Consider the following 21,932-nt stretch of genomic DNA (forward strand, 5'->3'; position numbering starts at 1 on the left):
CACCGACCCCACCCGCCCCTCGGCCGGGGACACCGCCCGCTCCAACGTGCGGGAGGTCACCCCCTGGGACACAACTGTCACTGACTCCGATGGCACCTCTCGTGAGGTCCGGGTCGTGGACACTCCCGACGGCCCGGCAGTGGTCAACCCCGACGGCACCGCCACCGGTGAGATTCTGACCACCGACACCGACTCCGAGGTCACTAGTGTGACTCGTCAGGACGGGTTGGCAGGCCGGCAGCTCACCGACCCCACCGACAGCAACAACGACCGTGCCGGCCGTGATGACACCTCCAGTGCCGCGCCGACGTCCGCTGCCCCACCGGCCCCCGGTGTGGACGACAGCACCGTCACCGACGAGGAACGCGGCGGGGAAAGCGACGGGGACAGTGGTCTGCCGGTCGGACCGTTGGGTGCCGGTGGAGCGCTCGCCGGGGCTGCCGGAGCGATCCTGGCCGACCGGCGACGCCGGGACGGCGCCCACCGCGGTGACATCAACTGGGGCAACGGCCGTGAGCAGTCCCTGATCCTGCTGGAAGGCCCCGACTCCCCACGCGAGCACCGTTTCGACATGGATGTGCCCGACGGCGGGCAGATGGTGACAAACCCCGACGGCAGCGTCGACGTCCTCGACGCCGACGGCAACGTCATCGAGCACGTCAAAGCCCCCTGGGCCTTTGACGCACTCGGCCGACCGGTGGAAACCCACTACGAGGTCGACAACGACACCGGTGAACTGGTGCAGGTCGTCGACCCCGACCGCACGACCCTGCTGCCGATCCTCGCCGACCCCGACAAGCAGAAATCCAGCGTCGGGATCATCGACACCACCGGGCATTCCGACGGAGACACGTGGACCGAAGACCTGGGCAACGGCGAGACCGCAACACACACCATCGTTGAGGGCACCGGCGGAGAGACCATCGATTCCAGGATCGAGCGCGCAGACGGCACATTCACCGACACCCGCAGCACGAGAAACGATGTCGGCGGCTGGGACGCCTGGTCCAACAATGACGACGGAACATCCGCATACGCACAGTCCAACCAGGACGACGGCACCCACTACTCCGAGCACTACGACACTGCACCTACTCCCCAAGCTCCTGTGCAGCCTGATATCACCTCGCAGGCCAACGCCGACAACTCGCAAGGCACGGTGGTGGCCGACAATCCGGACGGTACTCAGTCCTACGGTGACTACGAGCGCACCGACGACAACCAGTACCAGATGCAGGTACACAACCCAGACAACACCACCTCGGACATCCAGTCCACCCAACGTGACGACGCCGGGGTGAGCACGCAGGTCGACGACCAGGATGGCTCACGGGTGAGCACTGACGGTGAGACCGTCGTCCCGCTGGACGACGCCGGCAACGATGTCTCGCAGGGCGGCGAGCCGGACCCGAACACCGGGCGTTTCTACAACCCCGACACCGGGGAGTGGGTCAAGGGTGCGATTGTGGACGGTGTTGATACCCCGGTATACCGCCTGGATGACGGCAACCTCGTGTGGGGAATGGACAATGACAATGGCGGCACGGACTGGGTGATAGTGAAGCCATCGGGCGAAGCTGCAGTCGTCAGACGCCTGGAGTGGAACCCCGACGGTTCCCCCGTCGTTGCCGACCACGACCCTTTCACGCGGGAGGTTCTTGAGGGCGCGTCCGCCGACGGCGACGACGGCCCGCCCACCGCAGCCAAGCAATCAGCAAGCCTCATCAGTGGGGCCATGATCGACGGAACCGCAGAGGGCATCGCAGGGCCAAGTACTGCCACTTCGATCTTGGGAAAGACCGGAGAAGGTCTCGCACGCGGGGCGTCCAGTGCGGCCTTCGGAGCCGTCCTCGGTACAGCGATGGACATGAACGAAGGGATGGATGCAACCGATGCGATCACGACCAACGCGGCCGGAGCAACCGCCGGATGGGCTGCCGGAGCAGCAACCGGAGCATTCTTCGGAACGTTTATTCCAGTTCCAGGAGTTGGTACAGCACTTGGGTTTATGGTAGGAGCAGGCGTAGCGTATGTGACCACCGACTATCTTCAGGGGAGACTCGATGACTAAAATAAATACTCTGGTGGGTAACCTCTTTAATTCCGGCGTAGCATCTTCCCCACTGTATCTACGCAGCACGGTCACCCCCGGTATTTTCTGGGAGTTCCCCGATGGTTGGACCCACATGGACGATGAAAAACTTCCACCGGAGAACATGGTTTCTGCAAACCTTGCGGAAACTGCAGGGGGGCAAACATCAGTGGCCATCACCTCCGCATGGGCACTGAAAGGCTCTGTGTCACCCGCGGAACTCCTGACAGGATGGAAGGACACGCTTCCGCCTGCAGCTAGAAGCATCTCCAGCCAACAAGAAGGGCCCACTCATCTCAGTAACGGTGCGCGGCTGTGGTCCAGGAACACCTACTCCGTCGAGGGTCTTCATCTGGTAGGGGAATCGTGGTTTGATATACTGATTCCCTCACAGAATGACCTGCCCGCGGATGGGGTATTGGTGCAGCGAGTATTCAACTCGCCGGTCGATGGTCCCGAGCCACAAATAACGGATCTTCCCGACGAGGTAGTCCGTGTTTTGTGTAGCCGTCCGGGAGGGCAGTAGCCGTCATACCCAGCTGGAAGATCCGAATACTCGTTTTTACGATCATAGCCGTGCCTATGACCTGGTACGGGTACCAGTATAAAGCGGGAAGCGGCGTAATGGCGACGGCCATCAGTACCCTGTTCACTCTCGGAATCTCGTCGATTCTGCTACCTGGGACTGAGCCGGCACACTTTCCCGAAAGGCTAGGGCGCTATTTCACCAGAGTTGACAGTGCTTTGCCAGGTCTAAGGATGGCTTCATCTTGGAAGGCCTGCGTTCTGGTGATTGGCCCAATTGTCCCGTTACTTACTTCAATAACGCTTGCAGGATTGTTTGATCATTCGTTCTTCCCTGATCGACCGACGTGGGAACTGCACTATACGCTCCTCGGTGTTCTGTGCTTAGCGCTCCTGATATTTACGGTTTTGTTTATCCCGGTCGGGCTGTGGTGCACGGTGTCGCAGAATCACGTCGTGTGGGCATGGACGTACTTCGGAAAAGATGTGTGGGTCAGAGAATACTCGGACGCCGCAATGGTGGAGTACGCGAGTACCAACGGCAGTGCCGGCGGCCCGGTTGTCACGATCAGTCACAGCGGCGGAGAAGGAGGGCGTTCGACATCGAAGTTGAAGTTCCGGAATCTGGTGGACTGCACCCGCGAAGAGTTCGGCGATCTGCTGGCTGTGTACCTGGGGGAGCCGGAACGTCGAGTGCCTGCCCCAACGACGGGTAACATGTTCTGGTAACCCCCTTTCTTCACTAGCTGCCCACCTTGGGGAACCCTCGACAGTGCTGCTCGGCGCACCCGTGGTTGAAGCCGCCACCCCACCGGAAACCCTCGGGAAATCCGCCCCGCCCTCCGCTGTTCGGGACTTCGCCGCGCAACTCCCCCAACTGCTAATCTCGAAGGGCGTGACACCCGAACAACGAAAAACCGGAGCTCACAAACCCTTTCGAGTTTGTGACCTCCGGCCGGTTCAGTTCGCGAACCGCTCACTGTGGGCGAAGGGGGACTTGAACCCCCACGTCCCGAAGGACACTGGCACCTGAAGCCAGCGCGTCTGCCATTCCGCCACTCGCCCGTGGCATCGATCTGGATCGACGTGGGTTGCGTCTGCAACGGAGAGCAACATTAGCACCGTCCCCCGACTCACACAAAGTCGCAGGTCACCAGCGGGAACTCGGGCTTCTGCCAGTACACGCCCGCCGACCTGCACCCACTTCTCAGCTGCAGTCCGTATAGTGGGCCGACAACGTGTGCCGTAGACACAACGACACAACCATCCACCCGGACAACGGCACCCGGCCGCAGCATCCGGCCCCGCAGGACGAGAGAACGAAAGGTGAGGCGCAACCACCATGGACCTCTTCGGTCGCTTCCGTAAGCTCGACAGCTCCCTGCAGCGCGGGCTGGACAACGGCTTCGCACGCGTCTTCGGCGGCGAAGTCGTCCCCGCCGAAATCGACGAACTGCTGAAGCAGGAGGTCGAGGACACGCTCATGGAGGACCGGACCGGCACCGTCTACGCCCCCTCCTCCTACCGCGTCCACGTCTCCGAGCACGACCACGCCGCCCTGCTGGAGAAGCGCCCGGACCTGGCCAACGAACTGCGCGGCCGCCTCCAACGCTTCATCCGCAACGAAGGGTGGGACAGCCACCACCCCGTCGCCGTGGAGCTCATCAAGGACGAGGGCCTGCACACCGGCCAGCTCAAGGCCCAGTCCTCCTTCGACAGGACCGAGCAGCCCGAACCGCACTGGCCCCGCAGCGAACCGGACTCCGGCCGCAGCTCCGTGGCCCACGCCTACGACGCCGACGAACCCGCACAACCGGCCGACCCCAACCCGCTGGCCGGGGTGGTCCGCCCCACCCCGTCGTCCCAGGCCGGCCAGCTGGACCAGCAGGGGCCTGCCGCCGAACCGGATGAACCGCTTCAGAGCTACCCCGGCACCGAGGTCATCTCCCACCACGCCCAGGCCCCGGCGAACAACGCCGACGAGGCCACCGGGGCGGCCAACGCCGCCGCCGGCGAGCAGGTCCCCCAGACCACCGTCACCCTGTACCTGCAGGACGGCTCGGCCCGCAGTTTCCTGCTGCAGCACGGAACGAACGTGATCGGCCGCGGCAACGCCGTCGACTTCCGCCTGCCGGACACCGGTGTGTCCCGTCAGCACGCCGAGATCACCTGGGACGGCTACGACGCCGTGCTCACCGACCTGAAGTCCACCAACGGCACCACCGTCAACGAGATTCCGGTGGACAGCTGGCTGCTCGCCGACGGCGACGTGATCACGATCGGCCACAGCGAGATCGACGTTCGTTTCAGCTGACGGGACCTCCGGAAGGTAGATTCAGCCGGTAGGATCAATCGTTGACCGACCGGTCAACCCACCGGCACGAAGGAGATGACCCCGAATGCAGACGACTCTGGTGCTGCTCGCCAAGATCGCCCTGCTCGTCGTGCTGTGGCTGTTCGTCTGGGTGGCCGTCCGCGCCATGCGTAAGGACGTGAACGCCATGGCAGCCACAGCAGGTGCTGCGCCTGCCTCCGGCCCGTCCGCCGGCCCCAAGCCCTCCGGTGGGCGCGGCTTCCGCCGTGCCACTCCCCCGGGGTCGTTGACGCTGACATCGGGACCACTGACCGGTACGACACTGAACCTGCAGGGCTACCGGGACGTGACCCTGGGCAGGTCCGGTTCCTGCACCGTCGTCCTGGAGGACGACTTCGCCTCCGGGACGCACGCCCGGCTGTTCCGCCAGGGCGACACCTGGCTGCTCGAGGACCTCGACTCCCGCAACGGCTCTTTCCTCAACGGCCAGCGCATTGACCAGCCCGAACAGCTCTCCGCAGGCCAGGAGATCCGCATCGGCCAGACGACGGTGAGGTTGGAAGCATGACAGAGACCACCGCACGCCCGCTCGCCCTGAACTACGCGGCCCTCTCAGACCGCGGTCTCGTGCGGTCGAACAACGAGGACTCCGCCGTCGCGTCCCCCCACCTGCTGGCCCTCGCCGACGGGATGGGGGGACACGCCGCCGGTGAGGTCGCCTCCCAGCTGATGATCACCTCCCTCTACGTCCTGGAGAACACGCTGTCCCAGGGCGTCGAACCGTCCGGCGACCGGCTGTTGACCATGCTCGCCGAGGCCATGGACGACGGCAACCGCGCCATCGCCGCCCACGTCGACGACAACCCCACCCAGGAGGGCATGGGCTGCACGTTGACGACCATGCTCTTCGACGGCTCGTCGCTGGGCGTCTGCCACGTCGGCGACTCCCGCGGCTACCTGCTGCGCGACGGTGAGCTCACCCAGATCACCAAGGACGACACCTTCGTGCAGTCCCTGGTGGACGAGGGCAAGCTCGCGCCCGAGGACGTCAGCAGCCACCCGCAGCGCTCGCTGATCCTCAAGGCGCTCACCGGCCGCCCGGTCGAGCCCACGCTCACCCTGCGCGAGGCCCTGCCCGGCGACCGCTACCTGCTGTGCTCGGACGGGCTGTCCGACCCGGTCAGTTTCGACACCATCCGCGACGTCCTCGCCACCGGCACCCCGGAGGAGGCCGGCTCCCAGCTGATCAACCTCGCCCTGCGCGGCGGGGGGCCGGACAACGTCACCGTGGTGGTGGCCGACGTCGTCGACCCCGACTCGCTGCCCGAGGGCGCCGTGCTGCCCACCGCACCGGCCCTGGCCGGCGCGGTGAACACCGACGCCCCGGAACTCCCCCGGCCGAACACCTCCGCCGGACGCGCCTCGGCGGTGAACGTCGTCCAGCGTCCCCGTGCCGTGGAACCGGAGTCGGAGACCCCGGCACCGGCCCCCGAGGCGGAGGAGCCCGAGCCCCGGAAGCGGCGCCGTAAGGGCCTGTTCATCGGCCTGGCGGCCGCCCTGGTCCTCATCCTCGCCGCCGGTGCGGCGGTCTGGTACGTGCGCGACTCGCTCAGCCAGTCCTACTTCATCGCCGTCGCCGACGGCGGGGCCTCCCCCACCACGACGGTGTCCACGCCGCCGGTGACCGGCACGTCCGCCACGTCCGGCGCCCCGTCGTCCCCGGCGCCGACCACCACGGCTGCCACGGACGCCGGCTCGCCGATCCAGATCTACCAGGGCGCCCCGGGAAGCATCCTGGGCATCTCCACGCAGTCGGTGTACCAGGAGGTGTGCCTCTCCGACAGTGCCGACGTGCGTCTGCTGCCCGCCGGCAGCGACGACGACTGCCACCGGTTCTCCACCTCCGACCTCACCCCGGCGGCGCGCGGCACACTCGACAACCTGCCCACGGACTCCTACGACGAGATCCAGGGGCAGATCCGCCGCCTCGCCGAACAGACCCTCCCCGTCTGCGTCACCCGGGACGACCGGGCAGGCTCCCGGGGCGGGGAGCCCTCCGACCTCACCACCCCCGGGGTGTCCTGCAGGGAGGTGAACTGAGATGTTCCGTGACGCCCACGCCCGCGGCACCGAACTGGCGCTGCTGGTCTTCTCCGCGGTGATCCTCGGCATCGCCCTGATCGCCCTGCAGTTCTCGCAGGGCAACGAGCTGAACTCCGAGGTGGCCGTGCTCGTCGGCGGGTACGTCGCCGTCTTCGGCGTCGCCCACGTGGTGATGTGCCTCAGGGCCCCGAACGCCGACCAGATCATGCTGCCCGTGGCCGCGATGCTCAACGCCATCGGCCTGGTGATGATCTACCGCATCGACCTCGCCGCGGAGACCACCCGCTCCAACTCACAGGTGATGTGGACGGTGATCGCCCTGGTGATCTTCTCCGGGGTGATCTGGTTCCTGAAGTCCCACAACAGCCTGCAGAACTACGCCTTCCTGCTCGGCCTCGGCGGCCTGTTCCTCTCCGCCCTGCCGATCGTGTGGGCGCGGGTGTTCCCCTCGGACCTGTCCGCGGACGCCCAGGTGTGGATCACCCTGGGCCCGGTCTCCATCCAGCCCGGCGAGTTCGCGAAGATCATGCTGCTGATCTTCTTCGCCGCCCTGCTGGTGAACAAGCGTGCCCTGTTCTCCGTCGCCGGCTACCGCGTGCTGGGGCTGCAGTTCCCCCGGGTGCGCGACCTGGGGCCCATCCTGCTGGTCTGGGGTCTGGCGATCCTGATCTCCGCCCTGCAGAACGACTTCGGCCCGGCGCTGCTGCTGTTCGGCACGGTGCTGGGCATGCTGTACATGGCCACGGGCCGGTCCTCCTGGCTGGTGCTGGGCCTCGGCCTCGCCGTGGTTGGCGTGTACATCGTCTTCCAGATCTCGGAGAAGATCCAGGAGCGCTTCACCAACTTCATCGACCCGATCGCCAACTACGACAACACCGGCTACCAGCTGTCCCAGGCCCTGTTCGGCATGTCCTTCGGCGGGCTCACCGGCACCGGTCTCGGCGAGGGCTACCCGCAGAACGTGCCGGTGTCCTACGCGGACTTCATCATGTCCTCCATCGGTGAAGAGCTCGGCTTCGTGGGCCTGGCCGCGGTGCTCATGCTCTTCGCCGTCTTCGTGACCCGCGGGTTCATCATCGCGCTGAAGACGCCGGACGCCTTCGGCAAGCTCGTCGCCGCCGGCCTGTCACTGACCCTGGCCATCCAGGTGTTCGTGGTCACCGGCGGCATCTCCAAGCTGCTGCCGATGACGGGTCTGACCACGCCGTTCATGTCGCACGGCGGGTCAAGCCTGCTGGCGAACTACATTCTGCTGGCGATCCTGCTGAAGATCTCCCACGACGTGAACACCCGCAAGGCGGCGCCTGCGGCACCCGCGCCGGACTCCGACCCGCAGACCTCCGTCCACCCGGTCGTCAACCACCCGAACACCGCCCAGAACGCCGGGGAGGCCCGCTCATGAACAGGTCCATCCGCAATGTCTCGGTCTTCACCTTCGTGCTGGTCGTGATCCTCCTGGTCAACCTCACCTGGATCCAGGGGTTCCAGACGTCCCGGTACGCCGAGAACGCCCTGAACTCCCGCCAGTACTACGAGATGAAGTCCATCCCGCGCGGCCAGATCTCCGCCGGCGGCCAGGTGCTGGCGGAGTCCCTCGAGGGCGAGGACGGGCTCTACACCCGCGACTACCCGACCACGCCCGCGTCCTACGGCGCGGTGCTGGGCTACCTCACCGACCGTTACGGGGCGTCCGGTATCGAGGCCTCGCAGAACTCCATCCTGGACGGGACGGACGACTCGCTCTTCGCCTCCCGCGCCTGGGACACCATCACCGGCAAGGAACGCCGTGGGGCGAACGTGGAGCTGACCCTTCAGCCCAACGTGCAGCAGGTCGCGTACGACCAGCTGTCCTCGCGCGGCTACCAGGGCTCGGTGGTGGCCATCCGGCCGTCCACCGGCGAGGTGCTGGCCATGGCCTCCACCCCCAGCTTCGACCCCTCCGTGGTCAGCAGCACCGACACCGAGACCGCCGACGCCGCCTTCGAGCAGCTCCAGGCCAGCCCGGACGCCCCGCTGCTGAACCGCTCCACCCAGCAGACCCAGCCGCCCGGGTCCACGTTCAAGCTGATCACCACGGCCGCCGCCCTGGCCGCCGGCGACAACGCCGACACCATGGTCAACGGCGAGTCGCAGATCACCCTGCCGGACACGGTGACGACCCTGGAGAACTACGACGGGGCGTCCTGCGGCGGGCCCCAGGTGCCGCTGCGCACCGCGTTCTCGAAGTCCTGCAACACCTCCTTCGTGGACCTGGTGAACCGCCACGGGGTCGACTCCTTCCGCGCCACCGCCGAAGGCTTCGGCATCGGCGCGGAGGACGACGAGGACTTCGGCCTGCCGATCCAGAACTCCACGATCGGTGACATCCCGGACGCCGCGGCGCTGAGCCAGTCCGCGATCGGCCAGCGTGACGTGGCCCTGACCCCGCTGCAGAACGCGGTCATCGCCGCGACCATCGCCAACGACGGTGTGCGCATGAAGCCGCACATCATCAAGCAGGTCACCGGCGCCGACCTGAACGTGATCAAGGAGACCCGCCCCAAGGAGGCCGGACGCGCCATCGACTCCGGCGTCGCCGCCCAGCTCACCGAGCTGATGCAGGGGGCCGAGGAGTACGCCGGCGGGTCGTCGAACATCGCCTCGAAGACCGGTACGGCCGAGCACGGCGAGGACTCCCGCAACTCCAACCCGCACGCCTGGTACGTGGCCTTCGGCCCCGCCGAGGACGCCGACGTCGCCGTCGCCGTGCTGGTGGAGAACGGCGGCGACGCCGGGCAGGCCGCCACCGGTGGCTCCGTCGCCGCACCCATCGGCCGCGCCGTGATCGACGCGGCACTCCAGGAAGCACAGTAAGCGAGGTGACAGACGTGACCGGACCCGACGACCGCGACAACCCCCGCGGCAACCCCGGCAACCCCGGCAACCCCGGTAACCCCGGCGACCCCGGCGACACCGACGGCACCCGGGTCTTCAGCACCCCCGAAGAGCACTCCGGCCCCGTGGACCCCGCGCACATGACGCCACGCGACCGGGCGGCCGCGGACCGTCTGCAGCGCGTCCTCGACGCCCACTACGACTCCGCCGCGGGCCGGCGTTTTGAGGTGTCCCGCATCATCGGCCGCGGCGGCATGTCCACCGTCTGGCTGGCCTACGACACCGTCGGCGAGCGGGACGTGGCCGTCAAGGTGCTCAAACCCGAGCTCACCGACGACGTGGAGTTCCGCGACCGCTTCCGGCAGGAGGCCGAGGCCGCGGAGACCATCCACTCCGAGAACGTGGTGCGCACCTTCGACTACGGCGAGCAGGACGACGTCGACGGCAGCGGCGTCGCCTACTGCTTCATCGTCATGGAGTACGTGCAGGGTGAGTCGCTGGCCGACATCCTCGGCCGGCAGCGCACCCTGCCGGAGGTGATGGTCCTCGACCTCGTCGCCCAGGCCGCCGTCGGTCTCCAGGCGATCCACGAGCGCCAGCTCATCCACCGTGACATCAAGCCCGGCAACCTCATGGTCACCGCGGACGGGGTCGTGAAGATCACGGACTTCGGCATCGCGAAGGCGGCGTCCGCCGTGCCGTTGACGCGCACCGGCATGGTCGTGGGCACGGCCCAGTACGTGTCCCCGGAGCAGGCGCAGGGACTGGCCATCCGGCCGTCCAGCGACGTCTACTCCCTCGGTGTCGTGGGCTACGAGGTGCTCGTCGGGGAACGGCCGTTCTCCGGGGACTCCACGGTGTCGGTGGCGCTGAAGCACATCAACGAGCCCGCACCGGACCTCCCGGAGAACATCAGTGCGCCGATGCGCCGGCTGATCTCGATCTGCCTGCGCAAGGACCCGGAGAGCCGCTACCAGGACGGTGCGGCGCTCGCCGCGGCCACCGTCCCGGTGCGCGACGGTGAGATGCCGCCGGACCCGGCGGGCGGGATGGCCCCGGCGCCGGTGCCGGTCGCGCAGACCCCGACGGGGCAGAGCCGGCTCAGCGAGGTCACCGACGAGGCGAACATGGGCCCGGCGCCGCGTACCCGCGGCGGCCGCGGCTGGATCTGGGCACTGGGGATCGGGCTGGTGGCCCTGCTCGGGGTGCTGGTGTGGTTCCTCACCCAGCAGGACGGGGACCCGGCGGCACCGCCGACGGAGACGACCACGGTGACCAGTGAGGTCACCGAGGAGCAGACGGTCGTGCCTGAGCCGGTCGAGACCGGGGAGCCCGTCGTTCCGACGACGACCGTTCCCACGCCCACCGGAACCGCCCCCACGGACGGTCCGGGTGACGGCCCCACCGACACCACGGACCCCGGGCAGCCGACGCAGCCGACCGACCCGGACCCCGAGGTGCCGACGGAGGAGCCGACGGTGCCTGACACCTCTGACCAGGCGTCCCAGGAGCAGCCGGACCCCAGTGGTAACACCGGGGCCCCGGGGGACGGTGACTCCCCTGACGAGGAGTCCGGCCTGACTGTCATGGGACGTCTGTGACGGTTGTTATTCGCGCCGATGGCCGTGACATCGGTACTCTCCTGAAGAAGGAGTGTTCACGGCGTCAACCACGCCAGAACCAGAGGAAGGGAGCAGCATGGACCTGAGCAACACCCGGCTCGGCGGTCGGTACCTCCTGGGGCCCGTGATCGGGACCGGAGGAATGTCCGACGTCTATGCGGCGACCGACGAACTGCTCGGACGCGACATCGCGGTGAAGATGATGCGGGCGGACCTCGCCCGTGACGACACCTTCCTCGAGCGCTTCCGCCGTGAGGCGAAGAACGCGGCGAAGCTGAACCACCACGCCATCGTCGCCGTCTACGACACCGGTCAGACCGACGAGGCCCACGGCTCCGTGCCGTACATCGTGATGGAGCGGGTCCACGGCCAGACGCTGCGCGACATCGTGCGCGACTCCGGCCCCTTCCCGTTGGACGAGGCGTCGCGGGTGATGGCGGAGGTGTGCCGGGCCCTGGGCTTCTCCCACGAGGCCGGCATCATCCACCGCGACATCAAGCCCGCGAACATCATGATCACCAACACCGGCGCGGTGAAGGTGATGGACTTCGGCATCGCCCGTGCCCTGTCGGACACCAGTTCGGCGATGACGCAGACCGCCGCGGTGATCGGCACGGCACAGTACCTCTCCCCGGAGCAGGCCCGCGGCAAGTCCGCCGAGGCCCGCTCCGACATCTACGCCGCCGGCTGCGTCTTCTACGAGATCACCACCGGCCAGCCCCCGTTCTCCGGGGAGTCGCCCTTCTCCGTGGCCTTCCAGCACGTGCAGGAGACACCGCTGCCGCCGTCCCAGGTCCCGGGCATGCACCTGGACCCGGACCCGGCGCTCGCCCTCGACGCGGTCACGCTGACCGCCATGGCGAAGGACCCGTCGGACCGCTACGACAACTGCGCCGACATGGCCGCCGACCTGCAGCGCATGGCGGAGGGCCGCATGCCTCTGGCCGCGCAGGCCTACACCGACGAGCCGGTGCATGAACCGACGACCACCCACATGCCCGTCGCTGCCCCGGTGCCGGCGGAGCAGCCGGAACCGGCGCCCGAGCCTGTGCCGCGCAAGGAGAAGAAGCGCCGCAACGGGTGGGTCGTGGCCCTGTGGATCGTGGCCGTCCTGGCCCTCGTCGGCGGCGGGACGGCAGTGGCCTGGAACTGGTTCAGTGACTCCGACAGTCAGGCGAACGAGCAGGTCCAGATCCCGGACGTCGCCGGTCAGCCCCGCGACGAGGCCATGTCCACCCTCGAGGAGGCCGGGTTCGACGTCACCGTCGAGGACCGCCCGGACGCCGAGATCCCCCGCGACGAGACGATCGGCACCGATCCCGACGCCAAGTCCACCGTGCTCCGCGGCTCCAAGGTGACCCTGCTGGTCTCCTCGGGCCAGGAGGTCACGGACGTCCCCGACCTCAGCGGCAAGACCACCCAGCAGGCGCAGAAGGCCCTCGCCGACGCCGGGCTGCGGCTGCGGTCGAAGGTCTCCGAGGAGCCCAGCGACGATGTCGAGGAAGGCCACGTCATCGAGCAGACCCACCCCTCGGGGTCACAGGTGTCCAAGGGCACCGAGGTGGGCATCACCGTGTCCACCGGCCCGGAGGAGATCCGTGTCCCGCGGGTCACCGGCCAGACGCGGGACGATGCGGTGCAGAACCTGGAGGACGCCGGGTTCGAGGTGGACGTGACCATGGTGGACTCCACCGAGGACGAGAACCGGGTGCTCTCCGCGACGAACGAGGGAACCACCCAGCCCCGCGGCACGACCGTCACGATCGAGGTCTCGCGCGGCAACCAGTTCACCATGCCCCAGCTCGTGGGCAAGGACTACGACGAGGTGTACAGCATCCTGCAGCAGGCGGGGTGGCGCGGCGGCCCGGACCGGGTGACCCGGACCAACGTCAACCAGCTGGACCCCCTGGCGGTCGACCGCGTCGTCGGGCAGTCCGCCCGGGAGGGCGAGACGATCGACCGCAACGCGCCGATCACGGTGCGGGTCAACGCCCTGGGTATCCCGTAAGGGTCAGCTCCCGGCCACGGCGGCGGCGCCCGCCAGTGTCGCGGCGTGGCGCTCGGCCAGCCGCGCCAGCTCCGCCTCGTCGACGGGCCGTCCCGCGTCCGCGAGCCAGTTCGCCAGGATGCGGTGCCCGTTGCCCGTCATCACGGACTCCGGGTGGAACTGGACGGAGTGCAGCGGCAGGGACTCGTGCCGCATCGCCATGATCATCCCGGAGGCGACCCGGCCGACCACGACGAGTTCCGCCGGCACGGTGGCGGGGTCCACCGTCAGGGAGTGGTACCGGGCGACGGTGAAGGGGCTCGGGATCCCGGCGAGCACACCGGTGCCGTCGTGAGTGACGGGGCTGGTCTTGCCGTGGAAGATCTCGTCGGCCCGGACGACGTCCGCACCGAAGTGCTGGGCCAGCGCCTGGTGGCCCAGGCAGACGCCCAGCAGCGGCACACGGTGGGCCGCGCAGTGGGCGATCACCGCCAGGCTCCTCCCCGCGGAGGACGGGTCCCCGGGCCCCGGGGAGACCAGCACCGCGTCGAACGGTTCCAGTGCGGCGACGAGGTCCCCGTCGGTGGAGCCGAGCTCCGCGGCATCGTTGCGCCACACGGTGCAGTCCTCGCCGAGTTCCCCGAGGTACTGCACGAGGTTGTAGACGAAACTGTCGTAGTTGTCGATGACGAGGATGCGCATGACGCTCATACTATCCCGTACCGGGGACCGCGGTTCGTGCTGGTAGGGTTGGTTCAGTTCGAACACGTCACCATGTCAGTGAGGGATACACATGCCGAAGTCTCGGATCTCCGATTCACCGGAGGACAACTCCGCCACCTCCGTCGGCGCATCCGCCGCCGAGCGCCGCACGCCGGTCAAGCTCAACGCCACCGGCACGCCGCGCTGGTACATTGTGCTCATGCTCGGCCTGATGCTGCTGGGCCTGGCCTGGCTGGTCGTGAACTACATCGCCGGCCCGCAGATCCCCTTCATGGCCGACCTGAACGCCTGGAACTACCTGATCGGCTTCGGGCTCTTCATCGTGGGTCTGTTGATGACCATGGGGTGGAAGTAGGCCGTCGGCGACGCACCGCGGTCAGCACCACCGCGACCGCGGCACCGGCGGCGAGGCCGCCGAGGTGACCGGGCAGGGAGACCCCGCCGGCGGTCGCCGAGTACGCCAGGTTGACCAGGATCAGGACCAGCGGCGCACGGACGTCCGTCCGCTGCTCCAGGGACAGTCCGACCAGCATGGCGAACATGCCGTAGCCGATGGTCGAGGCGCCGCCGACGACACTGTCCGGCTGGAGCCACACCACGGCGAGCCCGCCGCCGACGGCGCAGAGCAGCATGGACACCACCATGGTGAACGTCCCGTAGGCCCGCTCGAGCTCCCGGCCGATCAGCCCGATGAGCAGCATGTTCATCAGGAGATGCCCCGGGTCCAGATGCACGAACGCCCCGGTGACCAGACGCCACCACTGTCCGTCGGCGGTCATGAGCAGCGGGTCGACCATGAGGTCCCACGCCACCCCGGGCGCCGACGCGGGCTGCGTCAGGTTCCCGCTGTCGAGTCCGGTGACCACGTAGACCACCAGGCAGGCGACGACAAGACCCGCGGTGGCCGGGGCCCCGGCGAAGAAACGCCTGGTGATCAGGCCACGTCCACGGACTCGATGACAACGTCCTCGGCGGGACGGTCCATGCGGTCGGTGGAGACGCGGGAGATCTTGGCGACGACCTTCTGCGACTCCTTGTCGGTGACCTCACCGAAGATGGTGTAGCCGCCGTTGAGGTGCGGGTGGGCACCGACGGTGATGAAGAACTGCGAGCCGTTGGTGTCGCGGCCGGCGTTCGCCATGGCGACGAGGAAGGGACGGTCGAACTGCAGTTCCGGGTGGTTCTCGTTGGCGAACTGGTAGCCCGGGCCGCCACGGCCGGTGCCGGTCGGGTCGCCGCCCTGGACCATGAAGCCGTCGATGATGCGGTGGAAGACCGCGCCGTCGAAGAACGGGCCTTCCGTGGTGCCCGAGGCGTTCTCGGTGGTGTAGGGGGCCTTCTCCTTGTCGCCGGTGGCCAGGCCGACGAAGTTGTTCACGGTGGCCGGCGAGTGGTCACCGAAGAGGTCGATGGCGATGTCGCCGAAGTTGGTGTGCAGGGTCGCTGTCGCGGTTTTCTGAACAGTCATGGGAGCAAGGCTACCGGACGTCGCTCGCGCACCCCTGATCGTCCGAATCCGACTACCCTCGGGAGCAGATTTGGTTATCGTTGGATGACGACCCATTTTGTGTCGACAGAAGAACCGTTAGCGAAGTGACAGACAACCGACCGGTCCGCCGAATCCCGGTTCCCGCCGGTCGGCCGCCGAGAACGAGAAGGAGATGCACGGTCCATGGACCCGACAACCGCATTCACCGCGTTACGTGCCGCACGGCAGGTGTCGTCCGGCCTCGGCGGCAGGCGCCGGAAGGGTGACGTCCGTGACATCTCCGGTCTCTACGCTCTGCGTCCCACCGCCGGGACCCGGGGGGCGTCACGCGACCTCGACTCGGCACCGGGCCACCACCGCCTGATCGTGGAGCAGCTCCTCGCCGAGGACCGGGCAGCCCGGTCACGGCCCTCCACGGCCCCCAGGACGTCTGACAGAAGAACCGCCTCGAAAGGAAATACGGTGAGCAACGCCATCACGAATGACACCACACAAGGTCTCGACCAGGCCGTACAGGAGGCCGAGAGCACCCTGGAGACCCTGAAGGACAGCAAGGCCGAGAAGCTCAGCAAGAAGGCGGCGAAGGCCACGAAGAAGGCCGACAAGGTGACCTCCAAGGCCGAGAAGCGTCGGGCCAAGGCCGACAAGACCCGGGCCAAGGCCCTGAAGCGTCAGCACAAGGTGGCGAAGAAGGCCGCCGGCAGGAACGAGACGCCCCGCGACTACGTGGAGAAGCGGCTCTCCGCCGTCACCTCCGCCGCCGGTGACCGCGCCACCGCACTGGCCGACCAGGTGCGTCAGGCTCCCGACGCGGACTTCACCGACACCGTGACCCGCTGGGGCCGTACCGCCGCCGAGCGCGGGGGCGAGCTGTTCCACCAGGCCCAGGAGCGCAGTTCCGCCTTCCTCGAGTCCGACGCCGTCAGCGACGCGATCGACGACGCGCGTGACCGCGCGTCCCAGGTGGGCAAGGCCGGGGCCGCCCTGGCCGCCACCGGTGCCGAGGCCGGCCGCAAGGCGGGCAAGGACGCCGAGAAGGCCGCCAAGAAGAACAAGAAGAAGCTGAAGAAGAAGTACGGCAAGGACATCAAGGACGTGAAGAAGAAGGCCGGCAAGGCCAGCTCCTCCGCCCGCAAGTCCCTGGAGAGCGCCTGGGAGCAGGCCTCGGAGGCCGCCTCCGAGGTCGGCGAGACCGCCAGGAAGGAAGGCGCCAAGGGCAGGAAGCAGGCCTCCAAGCAGGCGAAGCAGGCCCGGAAGTTCGCGGAGAAGAACGTGAAGACCGCGAACAAGCAGCTTTCCCGTTCGCAGCGCAAGATCAAGAAGACCGCCGCGAAGAAGGCGGAGAAGGTCCGTGCGAAGGAGCTGAAGAAGGCCGCGAAGGCGAACAGGAAGAAGCACACCGGGCGTAACGTCCTGCTGCTCGCCATCATCGCCGCGGCCGTGGCGTTCGTCGCGCAGAAGGCCAAGGGCAGCGGCTCTGCGGCACCGGCGAAGACCCCGCGCACCACCGGCGCTCCGGCGACCGGTGCCGCCGCGAAGCCGAAGGCCGCTGCGGCCAAGGCCGAGGAGAAGGCCGAGGAGAAGGCCGACGAGGTCACGGAGGACGTCAAGGAGAAGGCGGCCGAGAAGGCCGACGAGGTGAAGGAAGAGGCCAAGGAGGCGAAGGAGAACAAGGAGGCGAAGAAGAACGCCCCTGCAGCCCCCGGCGCCCCGGGTGCTCCGGGTGCTCCCGGCGCCCCGAAGGCCGCCGACGACACCGAGGACGACGGCGGCAAGCACCGCCTCTGAGTCTCACACCGGCTGACCCCCGGACCGCCCTGGCGGTCCGGGGGTTTCCCCGTCTCCACGGGCAGGCTCAGTTGTTTCGTTCCGGAGCGAACACTCACGCAGTAAGGTGGCGTTCATGAACACCCCGGACACCACCAACGACCACGTCCTCGACCTGCTCATCGTCGGTGCGGGCATCGCCGGCATCGATCTCGCCCACCATGTCGTCTCGGAGTTCCCCGGCTGGAACTGGCGGATCGTCGACTCCAACGACGACCTCGGCGGCACATGGAACACCTTCACCTACCCGGGCATCCGGTCAGACTCGGACATGGCCAGCTTCGCGCTGCCCTACAGGCCGTGGCCGCACAAGGGCACCCTCGGCGACGGCCCGCACATCAGGGAGTACCTGCGTGACGCCGCCCGCGAGGACGGCTTCCTGCAGCGGATCCAGTTGGAGACGTGGGTCAAGCGGGTCAACTTCGTCACCTCCGGGGAGGACGCCGAGGCCCACGGCCCCCACTGGGAGGTCACCACGGTGCGTGCGTGGCGTCACGGCCCGGACGACCGTCCGGACGCACCCGCGGACGCCGGCGAGGAGACCGTCGTCCGCACCCGCCGTCTGCACATGGCGTGCGGCTACTACGACCACCGGGCCGGCTTCCAACCCCACTTCGACGGCGAGGAAGATTTCGGCGGGCAGCTGATCCACGCGCAGCAATGGCGTCCGGAGGAGCAGGGTGACGTCGCCGGCCGGCGGATCGTGATCATCGGGTCCGGGGCCACGGCGGTGACCCTGCTGCCGGCGCTGGCGGAGGACGGGGCGGACGTCACCATGCTGCAGCGCACCCCGACGTGGGTGGCGGCGTTACCGCGTTTCGACACCATCTCCACGATCTGGAAGACGCTGATCCCGAACAGGGCGGTCGCCCACAAGGTCGCCCGGGTCAACCACATCACCCGTGACATGGTGCAGTGGTACATCGCCAAGGGAGCGCCGTTCCTCTTCAGCGGTTTCCTCCACGCGCTGCAGTTGCGGTGGCTGTCTCCCTCACAGATCAGGCGCGACTTCACCCCGCCCTACAAGCCCTGGGACCAGCGGGTGTGCAAGGCCCCCGGGGGCGACATCTTCGCCGCGATCCGGGACCTGGGGGCGAAGGTGGTGACCGGGACGATCGACCGCCTGGTCCCGGAGGGGATCCGGTTGACCGACGGGACGGTGCTGGAGGCGGACACCGTGATCGCGGCGACGGGCCTGCAGCTGCAGCTCTTCGGTGGTGCGGAGGTCGAGGTCGACGGGCGGGAGGTCGACCCGTCGAAGACGGTGGCCTACCGCGGGGTGCTGGTGTCGGGGTTGCCGAACCTGAGCTTCACCGTGGGCTACCTGAACCAGTCGTGGACCACCCGGGCGGATCTCACGGCCCGGTACATGGTCCGGCTGTGGCACCACATGGTCAACCGGGGCGAGTCCGTCGCCGCCCCGGTGTTCCCGGGTGAGGACGTGGAGCGTCGGCCGCTGCTGGAGTTCGAGGCGGGCTACATCAGGCGTTCGGAGCACATCACGCCCAGGCAGGGCGACCGGTCTCCGTGGTTGTACCGCCAGGACTACCTGCGGGAGTGGCCGGAGCTGGCCCGCGGTGACCTCACTGCGGAGATGGCGTTCGACGACGCCGCAGTGGACGTCGCACGCGCACTTCCTGAGGTGGCCGGACACTCTGCAGGTGTGCCGAGCAGGTGATCCCCACGGAGGCGGCGATGACCAGCACGATGGTCACTCCGCGCATCGCCGTCATCTCCTGGTCGAGCAGGATGAAGCCCGCCAGCGCGGCGAAGGCCGGTTCCAGGCTGATCAGGACGCTGAACACGGCGGCCGGCAGGCGCCGCAGTGCCGCCAGTTCCAGCGAGTAGGGGATCACGGAGGCCAGCAGGGCGGTGACCACGGCGGGGACCAGCAGCCAGGGGTCGGCGGTGACGCCGTCGACGGCGGTGCGTCCGACGGGCGCGAGCATGAGTCCGCCGAGCAGCATGGCCACGGCGAGTCCGCCGGTGCCTGCGATGCGGCGTCCCACGGCGGCGGAGCCGACGATGTAGCCGACCCAGAACACCCCGGCGACCAGTGCGAGCAGCATGCCGACCGGGTCGAGTGCGGCGTCGGACAGTGCCTCGAGTCCGAGGACGGCCATGCCGGCGGCGGCGAGACCGACCCAGACCAGGTCACCGCGGCGGCGTGAGGTCAGTCCGGCGTAGACGAGCGGTCCGATGAACTCGATGGCCACGGCCGCGCTCATCGGGATGCGGTCCAGCGAGGCGTAGAAGAACCCGTTCATCGCGGCCATCATCACGGCGAAGAAGACCACGGCGCGCCAGTCGCCGCGGGACCAGGAGCGCAGTGCGGGGCGGGCGACGAACAGCAGGAGCGTACCGGCGATGCTCAGCCGCAGGAAGGTGACGCCCCAGGTGCCGAGGGAGTCGAAGAGGCCGACGGCCGTCGCCGCGCCGAACTGCAGGGATGCGCAGGACGCGAGGACAAGGGCGGAGGAACGGGTGATGCTCATGCCACTCATTGTGGGGCCTACGCCATTGGTTCGTCTATCTCAGGAATATGAACGATAATGGTGAACTGTGCTGAACATTCACCGTCTCACCCTGTTGCGCGAGGTGCACCAGCGCGGCACGCTGGCCGCCATCGCCCGCGAGCTGCACTACTCCCCGTCCGCGGTGTCCCACCAGCTCAGCCAGCTGGAGCGGGAGGCCGGGGTCCCGCTGCTGGAGACGGTGGGGCGCGGGGTGCGCCTCACCGAGGCCGCCCGGCGGCTGGTGGCGCGCACGGACGAGGTGCTGACGATCCTCGACACCGCCGAGGCCGAGTTGGCCTCGTCACGTCCCGGGGCGGAGGGCACCCTGCGGGTCACCAGTTTCCAGTCCGCCCTGGCGACGATTCTGCCCACGGCCCTGACGATGCTGGAGAAACGTCATCCGGAGCTGAATGTGGAGGTCTACCACCGGGAGGTCGGCGAGGCCTTCGAGGGACTGGCGGCGCACTCCTACGACGTGGTCATCGGTGACGAGTTCCCCGGTCAGCCGGAGCCGGTCCGCACCGGGCTGCACCGGGAGGAACTCTTCGCCGACCCGATGCTGCTGGTCCTGCCGGCCACGGGGCGGTGGGCGGTGCCGGCCGAGGAGTTGGACGGCCTGGCGGACCTCGCCGACGCACCGTGGATCCTGGAGCCGGCGTCGATGCCGCAGGGCCGGTGGGAGCGGACCGTCCTGCGGGAGGCCGGGGTGGAGCCGCGGGTGAAGTGTGAGACCACCGACCCGATCCTGCGGGCGCACATGGCCCGGACGGGTCACGGGGTCACGGTGATCCCGGCGATGCTGGCCGGACCGCACCTGGACCACACCCAGGCGTTGGCGATGCCGGGGTCGCCGCACCGGCAGTTGTTCACCGCGGTGCGTGACGGTTACGCCGGCCATCCCGGGGTGCGCGCTTTCCGTACCGCGCTGGGGGCGGCCGCCCGGCGTGAGTCGCCGGACACTCCGGAGACGCTCTGAGATGTTTCATGTGAAACCATGGAGGCATGACGGACACCCCGATCTCATGGACCGACCTCTCCCCCACCCCTGACCTCGGACTGGTGGTGCTCGACATGGACGGCACCCTGCTCCGGCCGGACGGCACCGTGCCCGAGGGGTTCTGGGATCTGCTTCCCGTGATGCAGGACCGCGGCATCGTGGTGGTGCCCGCGTCCGGACGCCAGCACGCCACACTGCGCGACATGTTCGGCGACCACGGGATCCGTACCTACCTCGCGGAGAACGGCACCGTGGTGGTGCACGACGACGAGGTCGTGGCCACCTCTCCCCTGGCCGACGACACGGTGCAGCAGTGCATCGCCGCCGTCCGCGGGACGGACCGGCGGCTCGGTGTGGTGGTCTGTACCCCGGAGACCGCCTACGTGGAGAGCACGGACCGGGAGTTCCTCGACGAGGCCGCGAAGTACTACCACTCGCTGGCGCAGATCGACGACCTCACCAAGGTGGACGCCCCGGTGGTGAAGGTGGCGGTCTTCGCCTTCGGTTCCGCCGAGGACGCCGCCCCGGACCTGTTCAACGGTGAGGACGCCGCCGCCCCCGAGGTGGAGGAGGACAACGCGGTGGTCATCTCCGGGGCGAACTGGATCGACATCATGCGTACGGACGCCAACAAGGGCGCCGCCCTGCGTGACCTGCAGGAGGAACTGGGAATCTCCCGTGCCGACACCGCCGTGTTCGGCGACTACCTCAACGACCTGGAGATGATCGGCGAGGGCGACATGTCCTTCGCCATGGCCAACGCCCACCCCGGCATCACCGCCGCGGCGAACTACACCGCCCCGGCCAACTCGGAGGACGGCGTAGTGCAGGTACTCCGACGCCTGCTGGGTGTGTGACGGCCG

The 21,932-nt window shown here is 68.2% G+C and carries 18 protein-coding genes, 1 tRNA gene and 1 pseudogene; 15 read left to right on the top strand and 5 right to left on the bottom strand.

Features of this window, described 5'->3' with window-relative positions; genetic code table 11:
• The 3 genes and pseudogenes from Q0A34_RS02115 to Q0A34_RS02120 form a co-directional block, all read left to right on the top strand.
• Positions 1-2,071, top strand: a pseudogene (locus tag Q0A34_RS02115) (hypothetical protein); the annotation flags it as partial.
• Positions 2,064-2,618: an LpqN/LpqT family lipoprotein gene (locus Q0A34_RS13695; RefSeq protein ID WP_363316417.1), complete on the top strand. Its 555-nt coding sequence runs from the start codon at positions 2,064-2,066 to the stop codon at positions 2,616-2,618. The pseudogene Q0A34_RS02115 and the gene Q0A34_RS13695, both read left to right, overlap by 8 nt.
• Before the next feature lie 233 nt (positions 2,619-2,851).
• A complete protein-coding gene (locus Q0A34_RS02120) occupies positions 2,852-3,346 on the top strand; it encodes a hypothetical protein (RefSeq protein WP_291478018.1) in 495 nt (164 codons plus the stop codon).
• Between the two features lie 253 nt (positions 3,347-3,599).
• Here Q0A34_RS02120 and Q0A34_RS02125 read toward each other — a convergent pair.
• Positions 3,600-3,682, bottom strand: a tRNA-Leu gene (locus Q0A34_RS02125).
• A gap of 277 nt (positions 3,683-3,959) precedes the next feature.
• Between Q0A34_RS02125 and Q0A34_RS02130 the strand changes: the two genes are divergently transcribed.
• From Q0A34_RS02130 to pknB, 7 genes are all read left to right on the top strand, one after another.
• Positions 3,960-4,931, top strand: a complete 972-nt coding sequence (locus Q0A34_RS02130; protein ID WP_291478020.1) for an FhaA domain-containing protein — start codon at positions 3,960-3,962, stop codon at positions 4,929-4,931.
• 85 nt (positions 4,932-5,016) lie between these two features.
• Positions 5,017-5,499, top strand: a complete 483-nt coding sequence (locus Q0A34_RS02135; protein ID WP_291478022.1) for an FHA domain-containing protein — start codon at positions 5,017-5,019, stop codon at positions 5,497-5,499.
• Positions 5,496-7,031, top strand: coding sequence for a protein phosphatase 2C domain-containing protein (locus tag Q0A34_RS02140; protein ID WP_291478023.1), 1,536 nt, complete (start codon positions 5,496-5,498; stop codon positions 7,029-7,031). The genes Q0A34_RS02135 and Q0A34_RS02140 overlap by 4 nt, the downstream gene beginning before the upstream one ends.
• A gap of 1 nt (position 7,032) precedes the next feature.
• The gene (locus Q0A34_RS02145; RefSeq protein WP_291478025.1) at positions 7,033-8,436 is read left to right on the top strand and encodes an FtsW/RodA/SpoVE family cell cycle protein; all 1,404 of its coding nucleotides are present in this window, start codon (positions 7,033-7,035) and stop codon (positions 8,434-8,436) included.
• On the top strand, positions 8,433-9,887 hold the full coding sequence (locus tag Q0A34_RS02150) for a penicillin-binding protein 2 (protein WP_291478027.1): 1,455 nt from the start codon (positions 8,433-8,435) through the stop codon (positions 9,885-9,887). Before Q0A34_RS02145 ends, Q0A34_RS02150 begins: the two co-directional genes overlap by 4 nt.
• A 14-nt stretch (positions 9,888-9,901) precedes the next feature.
• Positions 9,902-11,509: a serine/threonine-protein kinase gene (locus tag Q0A34_RS02155; protein WP_291478029.1), complete on the top strand. Its 1,608-nt coding sequence runs from the start codon at positions 9,902-9,904 to the stop codon at positions 11,507-11,509.
• 97 nt (positions 11,510-11,606) lie between these two features.
• Complete coding sequence (pknB, locus tag Q0A34_RS02160) at positions 11,607-13,538, top strand: Stk1 family PASTA domain-containing Ser/Thr kinase (RefSeq protein WP_291478031.1); 1,932 nt, start codon at positions 11,607-11,609, stop codon at positions 13,536-13,538.
• Positions 13,539-13,541: 3 nt separating this feature from the next.
• On the opposite strand, the gene Q0A34_RS02165 is transcribed toward pknB, so the two are convergent.
• Positions 13,542-14,219, bottom strand: a complete 678-nt coding sequence (locus Q0A34_RS02165) for an aminodeoxychorismate/anthranilate synthase component II (RefSeq protein ID WP_291478033.1) — start codon at positions 14,217-14,219, stop codon at positions 13,542-13,544.
• Positions 14,220-14,310: 91 nt separating this feature from the next.
• Here Q0A34_RS02165 and crgA point away from each other — a divergent pair, with 91 nt between their 5' ends.
• Positions 14,311-14,595 carry a cell division protein CrgA gene (crgA, locus tag Q0A34_RS02170; protein WP_291478035.1) on the top strand — a complete coding sequence of 95 codons (285 nt, stop codon included), beginning with the start codon at positions 14,311-14,313 and terminating at the stop codon, positions 14,593-14,595.
• Here the strand turns inward: crgA and Q0A34_RS02175 are convergent.
• Positions 14,558-15,106, bottom strand: coding sequence for a rhomboid family intramembrane serine protease (locus tag Q0A34_RS02175; protein WP_291478037.1), 549 nt, complete (start codon positions 15,104-15,106; stop codon positions 14,558-14,560). The two genes, crgA and Q0A34_RS02175, sit on opposite strands and share 38 nt — an antisense overlap.
• A gap of 68 nt (positions 15,107-15,174) precedes the next feature.
• Positions 15,175-15,708 (bottom strand): peptidylprolyl isomerase, encoded by a 534-nt coding sequence (locus Q0A34_RS02180; RefSeq protein ID WP_291478039.1) that lies wholly within the window; start codon positions 15,706-15,708, stop codon positions 15,175-15,177.
• Positions 15,709-15,912: 204 nt separating this feature from the next.
• On the opposite strand from Q0A34_RS02180, the gene Q0A34_RS02185 reads away from it, so the two are divergent.
• Together Q0A34_RS02185 and Q0A34_RS02190 are read left to right on the top strand one after the other, a co-directional pair.
• Positions 15,913-17,517 carry a hypothetical protein gene (locus tag Q0A34_RS02185; protein ID WP_291478041.1) on the top strand — a complete coding sequence of 535 codons (1,605 nt, stop codon included), beginning with the start codon at positions 15,913-15,915 and terminating at the stop codon, positions 17,515-17,517.
• A gap of 115 nt (positions 17,518-17,632) precedes the next feature.
• Entirely contained in the window at positions 17,633-19,234 is a 1,602-nt protein-coding gene (locus Q0A34_RS02190) for an NAD(P)/FAD-dependent oxidoreductase (RefSeq protein WP_291478043.1), read from the top strand.
• Here Q0A34_RS02190 and Q0A34_RS02195 read toward each other — a convergent pair.
• A complete protein-coding gene (locus tag Q0A34_RS02195) occupies positions 19,140-20,051 on the bottom strand; it encodes an EamA family transporter (RefSeq protein ID WP_291478045.1) in 912 nt (303 codons plus the stop codon). The two genes, Q0A34_RS02190 and Q0A34_RS02195, sit on opposite strands and share 95 nt — an antisense overlap.
• Before the next feature lie 67 nt (positions 20,052-20,118).
• On the opposite strand from Q0A34_RS02195, the gene Q0A34_RS02200 reads away from it, so the two are divergent.
• Both Q0A34_RS02200 and Q0A34_RS02205 read left to right on the top strand, forming a co-directional pair.
• Positions 20,119-21,048, top strand: coding sequence for a LysR family transcriptional regulator (locus Q0A34_RS02200; protein ID WP_291478047.1), 930 nt, complete (start codon positions 20,119-20,121; stop codon positions 21,046-21,048).
• Positions 21,049-21,074: 26 nt separating this feature from the next.
• Complete coding sequence (locus tag Q0A34_RS02205) at positions 21,075-21,926, top strand: HAD family hydrolase (protein ID WP_291478049.1); 852 nt, start codon at positions 21,075-21,077, stop codon at positions 21,924-21,926.
• Positions 21,927-21,932: the final 6 nt, after the last annotated feature.

The sequence above is a fragment of the Corynebacterium sp. genome (assembly GCF_022712195.1).
GTDB lineage: Bacteria > Actinomycetota > Actinomycetes > Mycobacteriales > Mycobacteriaceae > Corynebacterium.